Consider the following 23,139-nt stretch of genomic DNA (forward strand, 5'->3'; position numbering starts at 1 on the left):
TTATGAAAGACCATACAAATATTAAGAAAAACTCTTTAGCCTTAATTGATCAACTTTTACTAAACTTAAATCAAGATATTACATTCATTCTTGATCAAAACACTAAAAGGCAGTACACTAATTATATTAATGAATTAAAACATATTAGAAATTCAGTAAAAGCAGACCCGAGATTTCCTTATCAAATTATTCAAAACCAAATAGATTATCAATTGCGCACCGATAAATTCTTAAAAGTATTTCATGTGGATTTACATCTTGATGGTTTAATTAATAATGATTTTTTCACACCAATTGTACATGGTAGCAAATAACTCGAACCCATTCCCTTATGAAGTTTTCCCTACCGAGATAATGATATTCTTAGAACAAGCAGAGAAAACATTAAACTTTCCTATTGATTTTTTAGGAAGCTCTATTTTATCAGCTTGTTCTGTAGCTATTGGAAATACCTATAAGGTTAAAATTAAAGAAGGCTTTTACACAAAAGCTAACTTATATATGGTAATTGTAGGTAACGCTGGAGAAGTAAAATCACACCCATTAAGCCTTGCTTACGCTCCAATTGAAAAAAAAGAAAAAGAAAGTTATCTCAACTATAAAAAAGAAATAGAAGAGTATGATTCTTTAAATGATGATGAAAAGAAAATAAGTTTAAAACCATTTTGGAAAAAACAAATTGTAAAAGATTTCACTCCAGAATCATTAATTAAAATTCATTCTAACAATTCAAGAGGTGTTTCAATACTTTCTGATGAACTCTTTGGTTGGATAAAAAACTTTGGCAGATACAACAGTTCTAGCGAACAAGAAACATACCTAAGTTTTTGGAACGGAGGATCTATTTCAGTAGATAGGAAAAGTGACGAACCCATTAGATTAGACAATACTTATGTAAATATTATTGGGACAGTACAAACAAAGTTATTATCTGAATTAACAAAAAACAATAGAGGTGACAATGGGTTTATAGATAGATTTCTATTTGCATTCAATCAAAATCCTAAACCAGTACTTTGGAATAATGAAAATATTAATAAAGAATCAATAGAATATTATAACTTTTTAATTCAAAGATTATTTTCTCTAGAATTTAACAATTTTAATTCAAATATAATTTGTTTCTCACCAGAAGCAAATGAGCTTCTCATAAAATGGCAAAACCAATCACGCCGTGACTGTTTTAATGACCCAATAAAAACAGGAATATTAGCTAAATACGAGGTTTATGTTGCTAGATTTTCGTTAATCATTCAGTTAATGCATTGGGCATTAAATAATAAATCAAATAATAAAATTGAATTATTCGCAGTTGAAAATGCTATTAAACTAATTGAATACTATACCGTTAATGCTATTATTATAAATAATAAAATAAACAACATTAACCCTTTAGAAGAACTAACAATTAATAAGAAAGAATTATATAATAGTTTAGATTCCAATTTCACAACAGTTCAAGCTTTAAAACAAGCTGCTTTTTATAAAATAAATGAACGTGCACTCTTTCGTTTTTTAAAAAATAGAACTCTTTTCAAAAAAGAAAAGCAAGGTTTATATTCAAAACAATTAATAATTTAATACTCGGTCAATCTTGTCAGTTTTGTCAGTTTCAAAAGAAAATTGAATAAATACTGTTAAAACTGACAATAATGACACAACATTACAATCATAACATATGGAAAAAATAAAATTTAAAATAACTAGATTCACTGAAATACCTATTGAAATACCTCTTGAAAATCAAAGAAAATTCCCTATCCATTCTCATTATTTAAAAAGAATTGATATTTCTTATAAAATATATGAATACCTACCAACAAAACATTTAAATGAAAAAAATTACAAGGAATATATGGTAAAATACCTTTCAGAGAAGTTAACTACAAATAAAACCAGCGTTGAAATAGAAGTTATAAACTAATATTAAAAAATTAAACTATGTAATATAATTTTTTTGTTTAAATTTAACTCCTAGTAGAAATATTTCTACTATCTTTTTCATAGCAATTTTTTTTAAAAGCTCTCATTCTTCGAGAGCTTTTTAAATTTTCAATTATAGCTATTTTAATGTACAGCAACAAATGTTGCAACAATATATGATTTCAATCCTACTTCAAATTTAGATATCCCTAATTATAAAATATATCTTTTAAAACTACTAAATAAAATATATAATACTCCTTCTTTTAAATCTGAAATAATAATTCTGAAAGATTAAAACTGATTGCAACTGGATAGCAATCACTAGATATACACTACAAACCCCGATATTATAAAGGTCTTATTGTATATCTAAGTTGGAATTTTATAAAGATTTAATAATTTATTTCCTATATTTAAAATTATTGCAGAGCAAGTCTCTGTAATCTTTTTCATAGCAATTTTTTTTAAGCTCTCATTTTTATGAGAGCTTTTAAATTTTAAGGAACTAACTTTGAGTGCATGTTTTGTTGCAACGTTTGTTGCAACGTTTGTTGCAACGTTTGTTGCAACGTTTGTTGCAAGTTTTGTTGCAGCCTGCAACTGTTAAAATTAAAGCGCTAAATAACAATAAGTTAAGCTTCAAAAGATAGTATTCCTTTAAGGTGTTGCAAGCTGTTACTTTTGTTGCAGACTGCATTTATTTTAATGAAAACAATAACTCTTGTCGCTACGGCTTTTAACAATAAAATAATTTAACTATCTTTTAAAAAAAATGATTGAAACATTAGTCGAAGCTATTGCTAAATCAATTTCAATGGGTAAATCATTTGGAATACCAATTGCGTTCATTGCTTTTATTATTACTATTTTAACTTATTTTCAAAAGCAAGGAGAAGAAGCAAGGCATAGAGATTTACCTGAAGAAGAAAGAGAAAAAGTAGAAAGAAAAAAGCAAGAAATTAGACTTAACCGATGCATTATATCAATAATTGTAGTGATTGTAATAATCATATGGCTGATTTATGAATACTTTTCATCTTAAAAAAATATCTCTAATTATTTCTTAACTCAAGTTTTAATTTCCATTCTTCAATCATTCTCAACTTTTCATTATTTAAATAAGTTCCCACACCATTGATTGAATTGACCCCAACTACATAAAACTCACCATTCCTTTTTACCATAATTGGAGACCCACTATTACCTTTCAATGTTTTAAGGCTATGTGTAAAATACCCCTTACCAACTTTTATAACTATCGAGGTATCTAAAGTCATTAAATACTTACCTCCATAAGGTTCTTCGGCTGGATATCCCGCACAAAAAATAGTATCCCCTTTAACTAATTTTTTACTACTATCCTTAAGTAGTTTTAAATATCGAAGTGAATTTAATTTTTTATTCTTATTTAAAATTTCATCTGGAATATAAATTAAAGCTATGTCATTATCTTTTCTCGTCCAAGGAAAATAAAAAAAATACTTCTTTGGGTATTTAATATTTTTTCGATATCTAATTTTGATAAATACTGAATCTAATAATTTATCGCTTCCAATTCTTGACGGGAATAACGTTAGCTTTTTAACAGAATGAAACGGCAACTTTGTTACGTTATGAGCCGAAGTAAGCAAGAAATTTCTTGAAATAAAAAATGCTGTTGAGTTTTTAATACTACCAGTAAATGGGAATCGTCTTACATCTTGGTATGAAATTGAATTAAAGCCATTTAATTCAATTTCTTCTTTAGAAATTTGATCAATAAATAAGGTCTGAGAATTACTTTTTCCACTTATACAAAGAGCCAATAAAAAAATAATCACAATCTTGTTGAAGTTTGAATTTGATGTTTGAGCAAATACCATAATAAAATATTTTTTTATTAGACATATATATTATTATTTATTCTTTTTATTAGTTTTAGATAGATTAAATAAGGGTATATCTACCATTAAGGCAAGGCTTGTTCTTAATACACTTTTTTCATCTAGAACATTGTTAATTTCAATTTCTCTCAATAATGGTGTGAATTGGCAACCTAAAGAAAGTGCCAATGGTGCATTCTTAAATCCATAAATAAAATAAAAACCTGGTGAAAATATTTGTTTCCATGTTATATTTTCTGGAAGGCCTTCTGCGGAATCATTTTTAAACCTATAACTAAAAGGCGCTCCGATATCTATTATTGAAAAAAACAAAGAACTTGATGAAGATAATTCAGCTTCTGGGGTTAATTTCTTATTACGGGTTGAAACAGAAAATCCAATTGGTGCGGTTATTCCAAAATTTCCACTTTCACTATTGGAGTGTTCATATCCAAAATATAATCCAGGATAAGCACTAACATCTATAGAATAATCGAACCGTCTTTTTATTCGATAAGAACCAACAGGCAAAGCATAATTATTTATAATTTCTTTTATATCTACATTTTTATTCTCAGAAGCATTAATAACATCAACTAAAAAATTACCATAATAAATCAAAGAATTTATTAGCTCATTATCACTATCTACATCCGATACATGTTTCAAAAAACTTATAGTTGATAATAAACTTTCTCCATAATTTTCACTTCCAATACTTCCAAAAAATATTTCAATATCTTTTGAAATAGGTAAATATTTTTTATACAAATTAGAACCATAATAGTCCTCATCATTATAAAGTTTAAATGAAATTTCTATAGAATTATTTAAGGCTTTCAAAACAGAATTTAAATAAGAAAAATAGATCTTTAAGCTATCCTCACCTTCTGTTTTCTTGGTTATTTCTAGAGTGTTTTTAACATTATTTAATTCGGATACAATTTTTTTCACTCCATTATATAATATGTAATAATTATCTTTTGTTATTAATTCTTTTAATGTAATTACGGTATTATTATTCTTTACTTTGATATTTTCAAACAATTTGCTATTCACTCCTTGTTGATATATAAGTCCTAAAAAATATTTTGCATTATATTCATAATCATATTCCAAAATATCTGACATATTAATCCAATCTTTCTTATTCTCAAATTCATCAACTTTAGTACAGTTTTTTGCTACTAGACTAAATAAACCAAAGTATGTGTCAAAATTATTTATATCATAATCTAAATTGGAATAATTTATATCTTCCAGAATTTCAATAGGATGATAACCTTTTTCAACTTTGTCAATAATCTCATAAGTAAGTAAGAAATATTTTCCTATATCAGAGTTTCTAAACTCTTTATTCTCTTTAATTATGTTAGCAGATGTTTTTGGTAAATTATTAAGATCCTTTTTAAATGCGGTAATCCAAGTTTGACCTAAAGACGGAACGTCAAAAAATTGCCTGTTATCAATTAATAAAAATGTATTTGGCAACAATGTTTTGGCTTGAATATTAATATTTATTGTGTTGTTGTTTAATTTTATAGGAAAATATAATGTATCACTTAGTTTACTCCTAAAATTATCAAAAAATGTCAATGTTAATTCTTGTTTTGTCCTTTCAACTAAAAATCGAGACATTGCATCAATAATTTCGGTTGGTAATGATTTTCCAGAACTTGCTGTAGAATTACTGATCAGATCATGATTGTTAGATCCAACCACAAGAACCTCATCTAAAATTAGTGAATCAAGATAAATAGGAGCAATTTTGGTAGTCTCAATATTTACAGCTCTGATATCCTTAATTATTTTCATTAATTCTTTCACATTAATTTGCTCTAAATCTTTATTAAAAGGATTGTCAAGAAAAAATCTGAAATTATTTAGAGCGTTTTTAGTTTTAACATCTATAGGATACTTATTATTTACACTTTCGGTACTAATAATAACATCTTGAATTTCGTGAACTCCATAATCCTCAATAATCATAGATTCCAAATATGCATTTTGTGAGTAAGAATTTAGATTAATTAAAATAATAAATGAAAAGTACAGCAATACATTAGTGAAGGTTTTCATAGTAAATTTTTTTGGTTAGTTATTATTTAACAACAATCACTTTCAATTAAATAAAAGATAATAATGCGTTTAAATAATGAACTAAATATACAAAAAAAATTTAAACAACTGATAATCTATCGTTTATAGATTTTAAATATTTATATTTTACTTGAAACATGACTATAAAATTCTGCCAAATAAATTGGAATACTTTTATTTAATAGATATTTGATTAAACCAACTTTTACAGTATCGTTTTTAATTAACAATACTTTACCTCCAATTGGAAATTCCATATAGTCTAATAAATTATATTTGAAATTATTGCAGAGTAAGTCTCTGTAATCTTTTTCATAGCAATTTTTTTTAAGCTCTCCTTTTTTGAGAGCTTTTAAATTTTTAATAAAAGCACTTAATAGAAGATACACACTCCGTTTTAAAAAGTAATGTAGGATTATTACAACTTTAAAAATGAATTTTGTTGCAACAAGTTTAATTATGATATCTATTTTTACCCCACCATTGGCCAATCACTATATTGCCCTTCTGCTTGTTCTATAACTTCTTTCAATAATTTATCCAAAGCAGAAAATGGAACCTTTCCTTTAAGTTCTTTTTTTACTGCTAAACGGATAGCTGCACGAGCATCTTCTTTCTTTCTCCAATCAAGTTGTAGATTTTTCTTTACTGAACCCACTACTTTATGTACTAAATCTTGCAAAGGTCCTTTTTGATTAAGTAGTTTTTCATTAGCTGAAAGTAAGTCATAGAATGCTAACTCATCTTCTGTTAGGCCTAATTCCTTAGTTCGTTTATCATCATTTTTAAACTCAGTTGCAATGTCTAACAAGTGTTTTATAGCAGCTATGGAATCCAGACTGTTTTTGTGATATTTACCCAATACCTTATCAAGCTCTTCTTTTAAACTTGTCATCTTGCGAATGTTTTTATTCATTCGAACTTTTATCTCATCGTTGATGATCCTTCTAAGTAATTCAACTTTGATATTCTCGCTTCCTTTTTCTTTTACAATGGCTTGAAAACGGTCATCTATAATAGATATATCTATTCTCTCTAAATCATACATTGCTGCTAAATCCACAATTTCTTGTGATTCAATAGACTTACTTATCAAGTCTTTTATTCTGTCATTTTTGGTGCGCTGTGCCCCTGGAGGTACTTTAATTTTTCGAATGACTTGTCGTATTTTCTGTATCACTCCAACTTCTTCCTGTATTTCCCAAATTCGTTTATCAGAATTGGTCATTGCGACAAGTTCTGTTAGCTTTCTTTCTTCGTGTAAAAACTCATCTGTAACTGGGTCTGATTGTAATAATTTATCAACCAATCCATTAGACCATTTCAGTTTATCCATAGCGGACATATTATTAATGGTTTCAATACTGAAATTATCCATTAAGTCCATTACTTTCTCAAATTGCGCTAAACACAACTCAACAGCAGTATCAATATTTATGGTAGGTTTTCCTTTTCCACCACCACTTGTATATTTTTTTGTAGCAGTCGCTAAGAATCCTGATATACCAATAAAATCTACTACTAAACCATTTGGTTTGTCTTCAAAAATTCTATTTACTCTAGCAATGGCTTGCATTAAATTATGCCCTTTCATTATCTTATCTACATACATAGTATGTGCGCAAGGAGCATCAAAACCTGTAAGCCACATATCACGAACAATCACAATTTTTAGAGGATCTTCGGGTGTCCGGAAACGCTTTTTCACAGCTTCCATAGCATCCTTTGTTCTTACATGTGGATTCCATTCCTTAGGGTCTTTACTGATATTACTTGTCATAATAACAGCAATTTCCGGGCAACCTTCTAACGCTGTAATGGCATCGTACATTTTTACGCAATTTCTTCTACTCATACACACAATCATTGCCTTGCCATCCAAGGTTTTTATTCGTGCATTAAAGTGTGTTAAAATATCGGTTGCAACTCTTTTTACTCTGTCTTCTGCTCCTGCAGCATCTTCAATAGCTGCCCAAACTGCATTGGTACTGTCTTCTTCTCCTTCAGCAACCTCTTCTAAATCTTGCGTATATTCAGCCTTGATATTTAAAGGAACCATTTTAGGCTCATAATAAATTGGTACCGTGGCACCATCTTCAACTGCTTGTTTTATATCGTATGTGTGAATTGTGGGACCAAAAACCAACTCGGTATCTGCATCTTTGCCATCTACAGGTGTTCCTGTAAAGCCGATAAATGAAGCATTTGGTACTGCTCTTCTTATGTTTTGTGCAAAACCACCATCATTAAAACCGTATTGGGTTCTGTGCGCTTCATCAGCCATTACTATTAAGTTGTAACGCTCTGACAACACCGGATGTTGAATTTCTTTTCCGTGCTCTAAATCTTTTAACCTAAATTTTTCTATAGTGGTAAAAATAACACCTCCACCATCTGCGCTTAGTAATTGTCTCAATTCATCAGTAGTATCAGCGTGTTGTACATCGCCCACCAAATCTTTGCATAGCACAAAGTTTTCATATAGTTGTTGGTCTAAATCGGAACGGTCTACCTGAATAACAATGGTAGGATTCTTCATTTCCGGTAACTGACGTAAAATACCTGTTAAGATTGCCATAGAAATGCTCTTACCTGAACCTTGTGTATGCCAAATTACCCCTAAACGTCCATCGCCTTTTGGTTTTATGTTTTTAACAGCGCTTTTTACAGCTTTGGTAACTCCCCAGTACTGATGGTACTTGGCTGCTTTTTTAATAATTTTCCCGTTATGGTCTTCGTGAAAAATAAAGTTTTGTATATAATTAAGCAGTGTCTCTTTTGGAAACAAACCATTTAACAAGGTTTCTAACTGAAAAGCTTCGTCCTGCTCTATATCGTCGCCTTTTAAACTTTTCCAAGGTGCAAACCATTCTAATGAGGAATTATACATACCGTGATATGTTTCCCTTCCATCAGAAATTACGGTAAGTGCATTGTAATCGAACAGTTGTGGAATATCTAAAATATAATGTCCTATTTGACGGTGTGCATTGTCTACGCCTACTTCTTTATCGAACATATTTTTAAACTCAAAAACAATGACCGGTAAGCCATTGATGTAGATGAGCAAATCTGTTCTTCGTGTGTTTTTGCCTATAATGGTAACCTCATCGGAAACCACAAAGGTATTTTTATGGGGCTCTTTATAATTGATTGGATATACGTGTTTGGCTTGTTCATTCCCTTGGGCATCTTTCCAACTTATATCTACTCCTTGTGTTAATTTGCGGTGGAAATCTCGGTTACGATGGTCTACATCCATTCCTGCGTGCTGTGTAAATAAAGCCATAGCCTCATTTATTGCAGTTGGTGGAACTCCTTTGTATGTAGTTTGTAAAAAAGAGCGTAATTCTTCTTCCAACACTACCTTTTTAAGGTCTCTTTTTAGTGCATTTCCTTCTATGTGGTTGTACCCTAAAGCCTCCAACATTTCTATTGCAGCATTTTGAACCGTTATTTCTATTAAGTTGGTCATAACATTTGAGCTATGGTTTGTTCTATGTCTTTAACCCGAACTTCTCCACTGATGAGTTTTGGTAATAGGGTGTCTCGTAAAGTGGTGAGGGTTTCTGTTTCTATTGAAATATTTTTTATCATCTCAAATAATGCATTTATTTCATGTTGAAAAGGCTGCACACTAGATGAGACAGGGACAATTATTTTCATCCCCTTTACAGTTTTGGAGTTTACTGCAGTTGCAATAGAGGATGTGCTAGCAAGTGAGTTGTAATCAAAAGACTTCAAGGCTAGATACAAATACTCACTAGTAATGGTCGTCTTTTTACTTTTTACAAAATGAGCAATTGCCTCATTTGACACCATATTTTCTGTTGTAATAGACACCCTTCCAACTGTCAACTTAAAACTAAGAATTACCGTATTCGCAGGAACTAAAGGCACATTCTTGCTTTTCACAGCTTCTTCTGTTAAATACTCGGATACGTTAAATATATAAGTGTTCGCATTCCCCATATCTCTTATGGATATCCATTTGACTCCAGAAACAGTTGAAAACCATTTCTTTTCTTTCCTTGGTGGTGTTCTTCCTATCGAGATATTAAATTCGTCTTCAACGTTCTTCACATCCCAACCCTTCGGTATCATACCCAACTCAGAATCTACAAACTCTCCATTTTGGAACGGACCGAAATCTACAAACCAATGTTTGTATAATGCCATAGCCATATCCTCCAAGGTTTTGTTCATTTGCAGGTTGAGTTCTATTTTGTCGTCAAGTGCAGAAAGTATGGATGCGATGGCTTTTTGTTCTTGGAGGGGTGGCACAGTTATTTCAAAACTGTTTAATAAACTAGTTGTCAAACTAGGAACTGCTGAGCCAACATCTTTAGATGCGAAATCAACTGTTTTTAAATTGTAATATAGGTACTTAGGAAATATTAATTCAGTGTTTACTTGAGTCCAAAATAGGGTATCCACGGTCCAAAAAGGTCTATCAACATAATAAATATTGTTTAACGAACCCTTTCTTGGAATTAAAACAGACTCTTCATTGTGCAAACATTTATCAACATATCGCATTATTCCTCCAGTACCATAGCATGGAAATGTACCTTCTTCTAACTTCTTATGATCTTTACCATATTTAATTTTGGCAACTTCTGAGAGTTTATATGTTTTCCAGTTTTGTGGCATAGATTATATATTATTAAAAGTAAAACGGTTTATAAAGGTATTGTGCTTTCTAAACGCATCTTTCGTTTGCTTCATAAATTCTATATTACTGCCTTGTAGGACATTTATTAACTCAAATCTTAACTCATCTAAATTCTTTTCTGCAGTAAAAGAGAGTAAGTTACTTTCATCATTTTGGGAGTTTTTTATAAACCGTTGAAACGAACTTGCTAACTTTTTATATTTACCAAGAGGCAATGCTATTAAAAACATAACAGATAAAAGCTCACCTTCTTCAGATTCATTAGTATAGTTAAAATCTTCATGTGCTTTAATCACTCTGTAAATATTAACAAACCGTTTTAATGCTCTTGGGTTTGCCCCTAAAATCTCAGACATGCTTTGAAGCAATTGAATTTCTTTATCAGAAAATTTAAGTGACTCTATTGTTTCCTCAATCGAAATGATATGTGCTTGTCTATCAAAACCCTCTTTTAACTCTTCGTCTTCAGCATCATAATAACCCCCAGGCTCTCCTTCTTCATCATATATAAAATTTTCGTCAACTATTTCTGATTCTGGTCGCGATTCTGCCAAGGTTTTAAGCATGTGTTTTACACTATCATCGGTAGCAGATTTTAATTGAAATGGAACCTGGAATATCTTTTCCAAGTATGCAGATGGTTCAATCATTTCCATGTTGTCATTCCTATCTCCATTATTACTAAACTGCAATTGATGCTTTTTTATTAAAGCATTTTTTACCCATCGAGGGTCGACACCAACCACAACTACAAATAATGGATAAGCCATTAGTAAATTAACAGCTTCAAGAACTTGTACAACACGCTCATCTGAACAGCGATCTAAATCGTCTATGTATAATATAATACGTTCTAAAGGCTTGTTAAATTTCTTTTTAAATTCTTCTGATTCTTTAGAATTGTTTAATTCATCATGATGACCGCTAAATAGTTCGCTTAAAATTTCAAAATCTTTACGAATAATTGAAACAATTCCTAAGTGTTTTTTATAATCGTCACTAACTGAGCGTTTTTCAATAAAATTAAAAAGCGCTTCTGTTGTTAAGGTATTTTCTAGTCTATATTCTATTTCTAACTTAGACTGTTTAGCTTGATTAATTTGCTCATTAATAGTCTGTATTTCGGTTTTATAGTTTGCTATTTCAAATTTCAGAGCTTTTTCAGCTTGATTAACTTTGAAAATAGCGTCTTTTTTTTGTAGCTCGTAATCTTCCTTAATTTTCCAGAATGAGGAGATTAGCGGTTGTAAATGTTTGAATGTTTTATAGTTTCTGTAAATAAAAGCCCCACTTAAAGATATATAATACCATGCTTTACTGGGAAATGTAAAATCTATTATTCCTATAAATTTGGCTCCAAGAAACACTATGGTTTTCATTGAAATAACTAATATAAGGATAATGCAAAACCATGCTATACTTTTTTTCCAATTAGCGCCTTTAAAAAAGGTTCTTACAAATGTGTATTTAGATTTTGTTTTTTTATATAACTCTGTTGGATTTTGCCAATATTCACGTGGCACTATTTCACTGAAATTATCAGCAGACTTGTTAAAGGAATCATTTGAAGATAATGCACTTGATACTTTTTCTGAAATTTTAAAAGATTCATCTAATTTATTTAAAACTGTTTTTATTGATTTGCTTTTAATCTCATCGATCTTTCCTTTAAGAACTCCTTCTGCTTTACCTTTTTGAGATTCTAAAGTTTTAATTTTCTTATCTACGCTCTGTTTTTGATGTTCTAAATCGGTTATTTCATCATGAGCTATGTTGAGTTTTTTTGTTAGGGCTTTTTCAATTTCTTTTTTATTGATGCTAGCTAAAGAATCGTTAGTAATGTACTCTTGTAAACCTTCAAAAATCTTAGTTATAATTCCAGCCCACAAATTTGAATCCATATAAGACCAAGCATTAAAATGAACATGAGCAATACCATTACAATAAGCATTTTGAGTATTATTACTTTTTGAAAGGTTTTGTATACGCTCCTTTAACTTTCTCATAAAAAAGCTTTTTCCAGACCCCCATTTTCCTAAAAGAGCAATTGCTAAAGGTGGACTAAAACTTTTTGCAGACATTACTTTTGCAAATGCATTAACGTCTTTTGAAATATCTAAGTAATCTTTTCCAGAATCTGCATCACTTATTAATCCTGCTATAGTAGTGATATTTACAGTCGGTTCTGTTTCTTTTTGTAGAGGTTTTTCCGATTTAGTTTTTTGAGTTAAACTGTAATATACATTCTTAAAATCTGGAATTTTTTTTACTACATTTCCTAATATTTCAGAAAGATCATCTTTCATAATTCTAGCAAATGTGCTTCTATATTTGCTTAAGCCTTCAATATCTATCTGGTTTTTGAACTTATACCAGTTAACATCTAAATTATGCCCATCTTCTTTGTTAGAAGTAATAACCCCAACTGATTTAATCCTTAAAATTCCGACGTTTTTTTTTGCGAAGGATGATTTTAAGAAGATAACATCACCTTTTTTTGCTGTGTTAACTAAATCTGTGTCAATATTATCATGTCCATTTTCCCATACATTATCCTTAATGAAACGTGGCATTTGATTATTATCTCCCCAAATATGACCCGCTAAAAAGTAATTAACATTAACTAAATTTAAGTATTCTAATTCGGCTGTATTTATTTTATTCTGTTCAAAATCATCTTTTGAATTAGTTTTTTTATTTGTTAATGCTCCTGTGACAGTTGATTTTCCTCTAATACTCCCTTCAATAGAATTTGAAGTTAATTCATCACCTTCTTTAGATCTTAAATTATAAGTCTTAAAATTATTTATAAACTCATTTCCTCTTTTATCATTGGGTATCGAAATTGTAAAATTAATTTGTGGGAATTGCTTTAATACTCCGATTGTAGTATCATAACTATCTACAAATTCCATACCGCCAGCACCAGTTGCCATTAATGGCACCCAGACCTTTTTAGATTTCAATAACTTTTTATTCTCTTCTAGTGCTTTTGTAAGATTGTTTTTAAGGCTAATTCCAGGATTCCCTTTTCCAACAGTAACAATAAAAATAATAGGTTTATTTCTTTTAGTGTCTAATACATAATACCCATTAGAAATATCAATTTCATCAATATCTGAAGTGCTATAACCATATGTTTTAATAACTGAAAGGTTCAATTCTCCTAAAGAACCTCTTGAATTTATGGGAACTATAGCTAAATTAAAACTGATTGGAGAGACTCCTATTTCAGTTGTGATATGTTTATATTCATCTTCTATCATAATCTAGAATTTATTAAAATTCCTTAATATTTGTTCCTGCAACTCATTCCCTTTAATAAATTGTGTGTGTAATTGAGCTTTTAAAGTTTCCATTTTTTCTTCAAACGGAATACCATCATCTTCTTCGGCTTCAGTACCTACATAAATACCTGGTGTTAGTTTGTAGTCTTGTTTTTGCACATCTTCAATAGTTGCTGCTTTGCAAAAACCATCTATGTCTTCGTAAATATCTCCAATGACTCTCCAGTTGTGATAAGTTGTAGCAATCTTTCTAACATCGTCATCTGCAAACACACGTAACTTACGGCTTGCCATAGTTCCCATTTTAGAAGCATCTAAAAATAATATTTCATTATTGCGTTCTCTGTGAGTACCGTCTTTTCCATCTCTGTTTTTACTGAGAATAAACAAACAGGCAGGAATACCCGTTGTTAAAAACAGTTTGTCTGGTAAGCGAACAATAGCATCTATCATACTATTATCAACCATATGTTGGCGTACATTTTTCTCACCTTTCGTATTCGAGGTCATCGCTCCATTTGCCATTACAATTCCGGCTGTTCCGGTATCACTTAAATGGCTCCAAAAGGTTTGCATCCACATATAATTGGCGCTTCCATCTGTAGTAAATTCTTCTTTTGGACCAAATAAACGAGGATCACCATCAGGTAAATCTTCCGGGTGCCAGTTACTCACGTTAAACGGTGGATTGGCAATAATGTAATCTGCTTTTAATTTTGGAAATTTATCATCCAACAAGGAGTTTCCTAGTTTGATATCAAAAGATAAATCACGTAACAATAGGTTCATTAGGCACAAACGCAAAGTTTGAGCTGTCATTTCTTGTCCGTAAATAGAAATATCACTTTTGTTACCACCGTGCTCATTGATAAATTTCAAACTTTGCACAAACATACCCCCACTACCACAAGCAGGATCAAAGATCCTTCCTTTATAAGGCTCTAATAATTCAACCAACAACCTTACAATACTTCCTGGTGTAAAGAATTGTCCAGCACCAGACCCTTCAGCCATTGCAAAACGACCAATGTAGTATTCATAAATACGACCTAGAATATCACTTTCAGGATTTTCCTTTTCCGAAAATTTTGGATGCGACAGTAAGTTAATAATACCTCCTGTTTGCTTTGCAGATAATTCACTACGAACAAAAATACGTGGCAGTAAATTGTTAAGCTGTGAGTTATAATCTGTAAGTAAATCTTGTATTACGTCAAAAGCATCATCTATAATTACCTTTATATCGTTTTGCTCTGCATTGTCTTTAAAGTATTTCCAAGATGCTTTTTCAGGAATTACAAAGGTATTCCGAGAACGGTATTCATCTTTATCTTCCAATACATATTTTATCTCTTCATCGTCTGTAGTATAATAGTCTGACTTTGGATCTTTTATAAGATCTTCTAATTCGTCATGAATAATGTCATAACGCTCACTTAGGTGCTTTAAGAACACTAAGGGTAATATGTAGTTTTTATAATTATTTTCAGATACAGCACCTCTTAATTCGTTCGCTGCATCCCATAGTTCTTTTTCAAAATCGATATCTGCTTTTGCCATGTATTTTATAATTCTATTTTATTGATGTGAGAACATCTTCTATACCAGAACTAGAACACCTGTATTACTGTTTCTTACAACCAAAAGCACACTTGTACTTTAGCAATTATGGCAATGCCTCTATAAATTTGGTAACCTCACAATTTTTTTAATTTATAAAAATACAAATTATGTATGGAAATTAGTAAGAAGAATACAAGTTTGTTATTACTCTAAATAGCAACACTTTTAAAGTAAGATGTGATTTGCGATATCTACAATATTAATGTGGTAAAGCTCTAGCCAAAAAAGGTTAACACAATAACTTATTAGAATACTTTATGTTTGAAGTTTAACTTCGTTTGTTGTTGATTAATTTGATAATGGGACTGAAACAAAAATTAAAGAAAACAAAAGCACTCGTAGTTATAATAATAAATTATTAATATTGAACATTTAATCGGCAACGATAAATCTTTCATTAAACCCTTGAAGTAACAACATCTATCTCCCCTTTTAATGATTTAAAATCAGTATCGTTTGTCACCACCTTATATCCATTCGTTTTTGACACTTCAGCTATATAAGCATCGTTAAAATCCACTAAATCGAAATAAACAAACACATTATTAATATCAATCGAATTGAAATCATCTGGCTTTCTAATTAAAACAGAAAGTGATAATATTTTATTAATAGAATCTTTAATAGAGGTAACCATACTAATATAACTTTCACTTCCAACATAATCCCTTTTAAAATCTTTACCATAGTTCCCTGTAGCATCAATCCATTGATTAAAATCGATCCTTAAAAGAACATTTGCAAATTCAGAAATAACCATAGATGTTATATAAATTGCATTATCTCTAGATATAATATCCGCTAACAAGTTAGAATACAATCTTTGATCCTTTTTTTGATAGCCTGCAACCGTTCCAAAAATTAGTAACCAAATATTTGTATCAAAGAAAAACTCATCTCTAAATTTTATTGGAAATCCATCGACATCAATTACTGCCATATATCGAGTCGTTTGAGTTTTTTTCGAATCCTTCTTTATCAGCAAAATATTCTTTCGCTCTCTTTACAACTAATGAGAATAAATGTACATCTTGATCCTGCACATTTTTTAGAGTAATATTCTTATTCAAAAAATCACTAGAATACTCATTATTACCATAAAGTTGACCAATTGCAGCATTCAAAAATGCCGTAGTCATTAAAGTTACCCCTTGAAAATTCAACGTAACTTCTTCTTCTTTAGAAAAGGATTCATTTAACATATGAAAAATTTTATCCCCGTCATCAGTACTAACTGCGAACCCAGAATTTATAAAATCCTTAATATCTATCATCATGAACTTAAATTTATAATATGCAAAATTAAAAAATATTATCTAGATCTACTACTTCATCGGCGAATTGATACAATTCATCCTGACTTAAATTAAACTCTAAATTAGCGATTGTACCTGAGAAATAAAAATCTAAATTCATTTTTCTTTTCTTTCCCCCAATCAATTCCCAATATCCATTTGACGACACGACCTGAATTTTACCTTGATTTAAACGTATAAATTGAAACAACAAACCTAGACCTAAGCCCCCTGGTGTATTACCTTCCTTTGTTGTATTATTCATCTCCATAGCCCAATCTATACACTCACAGGCTTCTAAATCAATTTTTAAATGCTTTCTAACATTCTTAATAATTGTTGTTCCTGTATCCACAATCGTAATATTTAACTTCTTCTTAATTGGATAAAACTGCCCACAAGTATGTATATAACTACATTCTCCATGAGTTCTTGCATTCTCGAACAGCTCAAAAATATTTCGTTTAATTTCACCTCCCAACCGTCTACTATGCATTGGAAAAGCAGAGTTATCTAACAACTCCGCTTGTATATAATCATTATACAAGTGAGGTTCACTTTTCCTAAACATTTTATATGATATTTGAGTATTACCCCCACTAATACCATGAATATTAAGACCATGACGTGGGAAAAATCCATTTCGATATAAAACATTATTAATTACGGAGTAATTGTCAACCTCCACTATACTTACATCATTTCTCTTCCATTCCAAATCCTCAATAATAGCACCCAACACAGCTACTAAATTAGCTTCAAACCAAATTACATATAAAAAACTAATTTGAATTTCTGCGTCGGAAAAACCTTTTAAATCATCTTGAAACCTCAATAACAACTCATACCCCTGCATTCCAGATGTTATCTTTGAGGGAATATATACCTTTTTCATTAGTAATTTTAAAGTGTAAATTTATTTATTTTTTATAATTCCAACATTTTTTTATCCATTTTTTTAAAAAAACAAATCAATACAGTCACAAATATCGTCACAAATAAAATAGTCTAAAAAATAAAAGTCTTGTAATCAGTAGATTACAAGACTTCATGAGTTTTAAAAGTGGTCCCACTTGGGCTCGAACCAAGGACCCTCTGATTATGAGTCAGATGCTCTAACCAGCTGAGCTATGGGACCTGAAACTGGGTGCGAAAATAATACTTATTTCTATTCTGCACAATATTTATTTAGAAAAATAATTCTAAAAAATAAATTAACTTTGTTAAAAACAGATAACATGCACAAAACCTTACTATTACTTGGTTTATTAATTTTTATAAATTTTAACTTATCTAGTCAGATTACAGGTTTAAATACGCCAAGTTTGTTAGATAATGTTAGATTTGGAGGCGGTTTTAACGTTGGCTTTGGCAATTCCTACTCTACATTTTCTATTTCTCCAACTGCTTTATATGATTTTTCTAATGAGTTTAGTGCTGGTTTAAGTTTTACATATGTTTATGTTAAAAACAAATCTAACGAGCAATCAACAACTAATATGTTAGGTGGAAGTTTACTCGCATTTTACAAACCATTTTATAATTTACAGTTTTCTAGTGAATATGAGAATTTAAATATCAATTCTAAATACGCTTTTAAAAATAAAACTAATAGATGGCAACCCGCTCTTTATTTTGGAGCTGAATATGTAACCGGTAATTTTGCAATGGGCTTACGTTATGATGTATTGTTTAATGAAGAGGAAAACCTTATTTACTCATCGGCTTTAAATCCCGTATTTAGGTATTACTTTTAAACCATACTTTTTGATATTCACGTTTTAAAATTAAAAAAGTAACCTGCTCAATTTGAGTTGCAACATCATTCTCTTTTATTTTTAACAGATCTTTCTCTGAAACATCAACCCTATATAAAAGGTTTAAATAATCATCATAACTAGTATTAAAAAGAGTTGAAACAATAATATTCAGCTCACTTTTTAAATCATTTAATTCTATAAATTCATCAAACTTCTCATCAATATTTGCCAAATAAAAGTCTTTATTTAATTGTGCTATTAATTTTTCAAATAAATTGTCACTATTTATTTGATTAAACAATTCAAACATATTATTTGGAAGTACCATTAAATAGTGCGGTTCATTAAATTAATTCCAAAGTCTTTAAGTAATTCCTTTTTATCTTCAGAAATAGATAAGTCTGCAAGTATCTCAAATGCTTTATTGGTATAAGTTTTAATTTCCTTTTTTGTGATTTCAGAAATATTATTTTTATTAAAAAGCTTCACCACTTCTTTAATTTTTTCTTCAGATGAACTTTTAAAACTATACAAATTTAACAATTTATCCTTGTCTGCTTTATCGCAAACTTCAATAGCTTTTAAGTATAAAAATGTTTTTTTATTCTCTAAAATATCACCTCCTATTTGTTTTCCAAAAGTACTTTCATCACCGTAAGTATCTAAATAATCATCTTGTAATTGAAATGCTACCCCTAAATTTAAACCAAACTGATATATTTTTTTAGTAAAATTATCATCCGCGTTGGCTATTATTGCACCCATTTTCATAGCTGCAGCTACTAAAACAGATGTTTTATAGGTTATCATCTTAATATATTCATTAATGGACACATCATTTCTAATTTCAAAATCAACATCTAATTGCTGTCCTTCACAAACTTCTAATGCCGTTTTATTAAACAATGTAATCAATTGTTTAAATTTATTTGGTTCATAAGTTTCAAAACACTGTGAAGCCAAAATCATCATTGCATCACCAGATAAAATTCCGGTATTAATATCCCATTTTTTATGTACAGTTTCTGCCCCACGTCTAATTGGTGCACTATCCATAATATCGTCATGTATTAATGTGAAGTTATGAAATAGTTCAATTGCCAAAGCAGCATCATATGCTTCTTTTACCTTACCTCCACTAATTTCGCAGGTCATTAATGTTAATATTGGTCTTAAGCGCTTACCTCCTATTTGCAAAATATAATGTATTGGCTCGTATAGATTTACAGGGTCTGAAATGAAAATTTTATCATTTAAATATTCAAGAAAATCTTTTTTGTAGGCATCAACTATATTCATTCTAATAATAATTTCTGTAAAAATACATGATTAGAAATTATAGAACTCATTTCAAATAAATTTTTGAATATTATTTTATTATCAAAACTGTGGAAACTTTTTTTGTTTCTAAAGTTTCCTTTTATATATTTGCGCTCGATTTTATTTAAAATCAATTTATATGAAGCAATCAATATTAGATAAAACAGCTGACATTTTTTTAAAATTTGGCTATAAAAGTGTAACTATGGATGATATTGCCAATGATTTGGGAATGTCTAAAAAAACACTTTACAAGTATTTTAAAAACAAAGAAGATTTAGTGGATCAAGCAACTTTATGCTTTCATGAAAGATGCCTAAACAAAATTAATGGTATCTGCTCTTCTGGTTATAATGCAATAGAAGAAAACTTTGAAGTAAAAAAAATATTTAAAGATTTATTACAAACATCTGATGAATCTCCAATGTATCAACTAAAAAGGTACTATCCAAAAACATATAATAAGGTAATTGGCAAAGAATTTAAAGAATTCCAAAATTGTTTAATTGAAAACCTTAATAATGGAATTAAAGAAGGACTGTATCGCACAAATATTAATAAATCTGTTTTATCAAGGTTTTATTTTGCACTCATATTTAGTGTCCATGATGATGAATTATTTACATATAAAAACAATTCACTTAGTAAACTAGAAATAAATGCTCTAGAATACCATACAAGAGCCATTGCAACTCCAAAAGGAATTAAAGAATTAGATAAACAATTAGCTAAACTAAATCAATAACACAAAATGAAAAGAAAACTAATACTAACCTTTGCTCTACTTTTAAGTATGGTGATAAATGCACAAGAAAGCATTTCTTTATCACTTGAACAAGCAATAGATTATGCTTTAAAAAATAGCTATTCAGCTATTAATTCAAGCAGAGATATAGATATTGCAAAAAAGAAAAAATGGGAAACCACAACAATCGGTTTGCCCCAAATTAGCGCTAAAGTGGATTATCAAAACTGGATTAAACAACAGGTTTCATTAATCCCTGCTGAACTTTTTGGAGGAGAAGCGGGCAAATTTGCTGAAGTAAGTTTTAACACTAAACAAAGTATGACAGCCACAGCAACTTTAAACCAATTAATTTTTGACGGTTCCTATATTGTTGGACTTCAAGCTGCTAAAGTATATTTACAAATATCAGAAAACGCTAAAGAAAAAACTGAATTAAGTATAAGAGAATCAGTAATTAACGCTTACGGAAATGTTTTAATAAGTGAAGAAAGTGTTCAAATTTTAGAACAAAATCTGGCCTCGCTTCAAAAAACATTAAATGAAACCACTGAAATGTATAAAAATGGTTTTAATGAAGAAGAGGATGTTGAACAGCTTCAAATTACCTTAGCTTCTGTAAAAAGTAATTTATCTAAAACTAAAAAATTAACTAAAATTGCTTATCAAATGCTAAATATAACTTTAGGTATTGATATTAAAACGACTGTTATTTTATCAGAAAAACTAAATGATTTAGCTCTAAAATCTACCGAACTTAATTTTGAACCTCAACCTTTTAATATTGAAGACCATATAGATTATAAAATTGCAAAAAACACTAAACATTCAAATGAACTTTTAGTTAAACTAGAACAAAGCAAAGCCCTACCAACATTAAGCTCATATATTAATTTTGGTTACTCTGGTTTTGGAAATACAGGTTTTGAATTTCTAAAAAAAGAACAAAAATGGTTCAATTCTTCATTATTAGGTGTTAGTTTAAATGTTCCTATTTTTAGTAGTTTAAGCAGAAGTGCTGTAACTCAACAAGCAAAAATTGAACTAGATAAATCTAAAACAGATTTAATTCAAACTGAACAAAATTTATTATTAAAAATTGCTTCTGCAAAAACAGAATACAACTTTAATATAGAGGAGTTAAATACATCAAAACAAAACTTGGCATTGGCTGAGCGTATTGAAAACAAACAACAAATAAAATTTTTTGAAGGTATATCTAGTAGTTTTCAACTTGCTGAAGCTCAACGACAACTATACAGTATGCAACAAAATTATTTACAAGTTATGCTAAATGTAATAACAAGTAAAGCAACCTTAGATAACGCATTAAACAAGCCAATAAACTAACATCCAATAGCTAAAAAATGAACACTAAATTAAACATATTACTTATAACTATCGCTGCACTTATTAGCAGTTGTGGAGGAGGTGAAAATTCACAAGCAATTAACGCCAATAAAATTGAAAAATTAATTGAGAAAAAAGATTTAGGAGCCTTAAAATCTGCTAAAGAAAAAGTAACTGCAAATTATTCAGACTTAAGAAATCAATTAGACAGAATTAACGCTGCATTATCTAAATTAGATACAATTACTAAGGCTTACGATGTTACAGCTGTAAAAATAAAAGAATCTTATTTTAAACATTTTGTAGAATTTCAAGGTAATGTAAAAACAAAACAAAATGTAGTAATTCTTTCAGAATATGGCGGGACACTAAGTAAAATTTTTGTTAAAGAAGGACAACAAGTTTCTAAAGGACAGATTTTGGCAAAAGTAGATGATGGAGGATTAAGCCAACAAGTTGCACAATTGCAAGCACAAGCAGATTTAGCAAAAACTACTTTTGAACGTCAAAAGAAATTATGGGAACAAAAAATCGGTTCCGAAATTCAATACTTACAAGCAGAAACTAGCGCTAAATCAACTCAAAACTCGGTAGATCAACTAAAATCACAATTAGCAAAAACAACCGTTCGCGCACCTTTTTCAGGAACTATTGATGCTGTTATTACAGACCAAGGTTCTGTTGTAGCTGGAGGAACTCCTTTATTTAGAATTGTAAACTTAAATAGTATGTATGTTGAAGCTGAAGTTCCAGAAAAATATATTACTTCAGTTAAAAAAGGAACTTTTTCACAAGTTTATTTACCAATGTTAGGAGAAACTTTTGAAAGTAAAATTCGCCAAGTAAGCAACTTTATAAATCCTAACAACCGATCTTTTACAATTGAAATAGCTGTTCCAAACAAAAACGGAATGATAAAGCCAAATTTAACTTCTAAAGTAAGTATTAACGATTACAATAATGAAAAAGCAATTTTGGTTCCACAAAGTGTAATTTCTGAAAATGCTTCCGGCGATCATTACGTATATGTAGCTACAAAAGAAGATGGAAAAACAAAAGCGAGAAGAGTTATTGTTAAAACAGCAAAATCACAAGATGGTTTTATTGAAATTACAAACGGACTTACAACTAACGATAATTTAATTATTGAAGGAGCAAGATCAGTTAAAGACGGACAAATAATTAATATAAAATAA

20 protein-coding genes and 1 tRNA gene are annotated in these 23,139 nt (G+C 29.8%); 8 read left to right on the top strand and 13 right to left on the bottom strand.

Annotated features, from left to right (window positions below; translation table 11 throughout):
• Positions 1-2: 2 nt before the first annotated feature.
• The 4 genes from DAD81_RS14165 to DAD81_RS14185 all read left to right on the top strand — a co-directional run bounded on the left by DAD81_RS14165 (position 3) and on the right by DAD81_RS14185 (position 2,968).
• Positions 3-314: a hypothetical protein gene (locus DAD81_RS14165; protein ID WP_111708934.1), complete on the top strand. Its 312-nt coding sequence runs from the start codon at positions 3-5 to the stop codon at positions 312-314.
• Complete coding sequence (locus tag DAD81_RS14170; protein ID WP_157961139.1) at positions 301-1,581, top strand: DUF3987 domain-containing protein; 1,281 nt, start codon at positions 301-303, stop codon at positions 1,579-1,581. Before DAD81_RS14165 ends, DAD81_RS14170 begins: the two co-directional genes overlap by 14 nt.
• A 97-nt stretch (positions 1,582-1,678) precedes the next feature.
• Positions 1,679-1,924, top strand: coding sequence for a hypothetical protein (locus tag DAD81_RS14175; protein WP_111708936.1), 246 nt, complete (start codon positions 1,679-1,681; stop codon positions 1,922-1,924).
• A 774-nt stretch (positions 1,925-2,698) separates the two neighbouring features.
• On the top strand, positions 2,699-2,968 hold the full coding sequence (locus tag DAD81_RS14185; protein WP_111708938.1) for a hypothetical protein: 270 nt from the start codon (positions 2,699-2,701) through the stop codon (positions 2,966-2,968).
• Positions 2,969-2,978: 10 nt separating this feature from the next.
• Here the strand turns inward: DAD81_RS14185 and DAD81_RS14190 are convergent, their stop codons facing one another.
• The 11 genes from DAD81_RS14190 to DAD81_RS14240 form a co-directional block, all read right to left on the bottom strand.
• Positions 2,979-3,788 carry a trypsin-like serine peptidase gene (locus DAD81_RS14190; RefSeq protein WP_111708939.1) on the bottom strand — a complete coding sequence of 270 codons (810 nt, stop codon included), beginning with the start codon at positions 3,786-3,788 and terminating at the stop codon, positions 2,979-2,981.
• Positions 3,789-3,821: 33 nt separating this feature from the next.
• Entirely contained in the window at positions 3,822-5,867 is a 2,046-nt protein-coding gene (locus DAD81_RS14195) for a hypothetical protein (RefSeq protein WP_157961140.1), read from the bottom strand.
• 140 nt (positions 5,868-6,007) lie between these two features.
• A complete protein-coding gene (locus DAD81_RS20725; protein WP_157961141.1) occupies positions 6,008-6,145 on the bottom strand; it encodes a hypothetical protein in 138 nt (45 codons plus the stop codon).
• A 215-nt stretch (positions 6,146-6,360) separates the two neighbouring features.
• Complete coding sequence (locus DAD81_RS14205) at positions 6,361-9,363, bottom strand: type I restriction endonuclease subunit R (protein WP_111708942.1); 3,003 nt, start codon at positions 9,361-9,363, stop codon at positions 6,361-6,363.
• On the bottom strand, positions 9,360-10,541 hold the full coding sequence (locus DAD81_RS14210) for a restriction endonuclease subunit S (RefSeq protein WP_111708943.1): 1,182 nt from the start codon (positions 10,539-10,541) through the stop codon (positions 9,360-9,362). Before DAD81_RS14210 ends, DAD81_RS14205 begins: the two co-directional genes overlap by 4 nt.
• A 3-nt stretch (positions 10,542-10,544) precedes the next feature.
• A complete protein-coding gene (locus DAD81_RS14215; protein WP_111708944.1) occupies positions 10,545-13,829 on the bottom strand; it encodes a P-loop NTPase fold protein in 3,285 nt (1,094 codons plus the stop codon).
• Positions 13,830-13,832: 3 nt separating this feature from the next.
• A complete protein-coding gene (locus DAD81_RS14220; protein ID WP_111708945.1) occupies positions 13,833-15,410 on the bottom strand; it encodes a type I restriction-modification system subunit M in 1,578 nt (525 codons plus the stop codon).
• Positions 15,411-15,870: 460 nt separating this feature from the next.
• Positions 15,871-16,413: a PIN domain-containing protein gene (locus DAD81_RS14225; RefSeq protein WP_111708946.1), complete on the bottom strand. Its 543-nt coding sequence runs from the start codon at positions 16,411-16,413 to the stop codon at positions 15,871-15,873.
• The gene (locus DAD81_RS14230) at positions 16,400-16,750 is read right to left on the bottom strand and encodes an STAS-like domain-containing protein (protein WP_111708947.1); all 351 of its coding nucleotides are present in this window, start codon (positions 16,748-16,750) and stop codon (positions 16,400-16,402) included. The genes DAD81_RS14225 and DAD81_RS14230 overlap by 14 nt, the downstream gene beginning before the upstream one ends.
• Positions 16,751-16,775: 25 nt before the next feature.
• Positions 16,776-17,663: a hypothetical protein gene (locus DAD81_RS14235; protein WP_111708948.1), complete on the bottom strand. Its 888-nt coding sequence runs from the start codon at positions 17,661-17,663 to the stop codon at positions 16,776-16,778.
• A gap of 169 nt (positions 17,664-17,832) precedes the next feature.
• Positions 17,833-17,906 (bottom strand) — tRNA-Ile (locus DAD81_RS14240).
• A 100-nt stretch (positions 17,907-18,006) separates the two neighbouring features.
• Between DAD81_RS14240 and DAD81_RS14245 the strand changes: the two genes are divergently transcribed.
• The gene (locus tag DAD81_RS14245; RefSeq protein WP_157961142.1) at positions 18,007-18,525 is read left to right on the top strand and encodes an alpha-ketoglutarate decarboxylase; all 519 of its coding nucleotides are present in this window, start codon (positions 18,007-18,009) and stop codon (positions 18,523-18,525) included.
• Here the strand turns inward: DAD81_RS14245 and DAD81_RS14250 are convergent.
• On the bottom strand, positions 18,509-18,856 hold the full coding sequence (locus DAD81_RS14250) for a hypothetical protein (RefSeq protein WP_111708950.1): 348 nt from the start codon (positions 18,854-18,856) through the stop codon (positions 18,509-18,511). The two genes, DAD81_RS14245 and DAD81_RS14250, sit on opposite strands and share 17 nt — an antisense overlap.
• On the bottom strand, positions 18,856-19,827 hold the full coding sequence (locus DAD81_RS14255) for a polyprenyl synthetase family protein (protein WP_111708951.1): 972 nt from the start codon (positions 19,825-19,827) through the stop codon (positions 18,856-18,858). The genes DAD81_RS14250 and DAD81_RS14255 overlap by 1 nt, the downstream gene beginning before the upstream one ends.
• Before the next feature lie 160 nt (positions 19,828-19,987).
• On the opposite strand from DAD81_RS14255, the gene DAD81_RS14260 reads away from it, so the two are divergent.
• The 3 genes from DAD81_RS14260 to DAD81_RS14270 are packed head-to-tail and all read left to right on the top strand — an operon-like array spanning position 19,988 to position 23,139.
• Positions 19,988-20,593 carry a TetR/AcrR family transcriptional regulator gene (locus DAD81_RS14260; protein WP_111708952.1) on the top strand — a complete coding sequence of 202 codons (606 nt, stop codon included), beginning with the start codon at positions 19,988-19,990 and terminating at the stop codon, positions 20,591-20,593.
• A 6-nt stretch (positions 20,594-20,599) separates the two neighbouring features.
• Entirely contained in the window at positions 20,600-21,943 is a 1,344-nt protein-coding gene (locus DAD81_RS14265) for a TolC family protein (protein WP_111708953.1), read from the top strand.
• A 17-nt stretch (positions 21,944-21,960) separates the two neighbouring features.
• Complete coding sequence (locus DAD81_RS14270) at positions 21,961-23,139, top strand: efflux RND transporter periplasmic adaptor subunit (RefSeq protein WP_111708954.1); 1,179 nt, start codon at positions 21,961-21,963, stop codon at positions 23,137-23,139.

This window comes from Lutibacter citreus (assembly GCF_003260195.1).
Lineage (GTDB): Bacteria > Bacteroidota > Bacteroidia > Flavobacteriales > Flavobacteriaceae > Lutibacter > Lutibacter citreus.

Coding starts and splice junctions, on each gene's coding strand:
- DAD81_RS14165 (WP_111708934.1), top strand. CDS start 3: ATGAAAGACCATACAAATATTAAGAAAAACTCTTTAGCCTTAATTGAT.
- DAD81_RS14170 (WP_157961139.1), top strand. CDS start 301: ATGGTAGCAAATAACTCGAACCCATTCCCTTATGAAGTTTTCCCTACC.
- DAD81_RS14175 (WP_111708936.1), top strand. CDS start 1,679: ATGGAAAAAATAAAATTTAAAATAACTAGATTCACTGAAATACCTATT.
- DAD81_RS14185 (WP_111708938.1), top strand. CDS start 2,699: ATGATTGAAACATTAGTCGAAGCTATTGCTAAATCAATTTCAATGGGT.
- DAD81_RS14190 (WP_111708939.1), bottom strand. CDS start 3,788: ATGGTATTTGCTCAAACATCAAATTCAAACTTCAACAAGATTGTGATT.
- DAD81_RS14195 (WP_157961140.1), bottom strand. CDS start 5,867: ATGAAAACCTTCACTAATGTATTGCTGTACTTTTCATTTATTATTTTA.
- DAD81_RS20725 (WP_157961141.1), bottom strand. CDS start 6,145: ATGGAATTTCCAATTGGAGGTAAAGTATTGTTAATTAAAAACGATACT.
- DAD81_RS14205 (WP_111708942.1), bottom strand. CDS start 9,363: ATGACCAACTTAATAGAAATAACGGTTCAAAATGCTGCAATAGAAATG.
- DAD81_RS14210 (WP_111708943.1), bottom strand. CDS start 10,541: ATGCCACAAAACTGGAAAACATATAAACTCTCAGAAGTTGCCAAAATT.
- DAD81_RS14215 (WP_111708944.1), bottom strand. CDS start 13,829: ATGATAGAAGATGAATATAAACATATCACAACTGAAATAGGAGTCTCT.
- DAD81_RS14220 (WP_111708945.1), bottom strand. CDS start 15,410: ATGGCAAAAGCAGATATCGATTTTGAAAAAGAACTATGGGATGCAGCG.
- DAD81_RS14225 (WP_111708946.1), bottom strand. CDS start 16,413: ATGGCAGTAATTGATGTCGATGGATTTCCAATAAAATTTAGAGATGAG.
- DAD81_RS14230 (WP_111708947.1), bottom strand. CDS start 16,750: ATGATGATAGATATTAAGGATTTTATAAATTCTGGGTTCGCAGTTAGT.
- DAD81_RS14235 (WP_111708948.1), bottom strand. CDS start 17,663: ATGAAAAAGGTATATATTCCCTCAAAGATAACATCTGGAATGCAGGGG.
- DAD81_RS14245 (WP_157961142.1), top strand. CDS start 18,007: ATGCACAAAACCTTACTATTACTTGGTTTATTAATTTTTATAAATTTT.
- DAD81_RS14250 (WP_111708950.1), bottom strand. CDS start 18,856: ATGGTACTTCCAAATAATATGTTTGAATTGTTTAATCAAATAAATAGT.
- DAD81_RS14255 (WP_111708951.1), bottom strand. CDS start 19,827: ATGAATATAGTTGATGCCTACAAAAAAGATTTTCTTGAATATTTAAAT.
- DAD81_RS14260 (WP_111708952.1), top strand. CDS start 19,988: ATGAAGCAATCAATATTAGATAAAACAGCTGACATTTTTTTAAAATTT.
- DAD81_RS14265 (WP_111708953.1), top strand. CDS start 20,600: ATGAAAAGAAAACTAATACTAACCTTTGCTCTACTTTTAAGTATGGTG.
- DAD81_RS14270 (WP_111708954.1), top strand. CDS start 21,961: ATGAACACTAAATTAAACATATTACTTATAACTATCGCTGCACTTATT.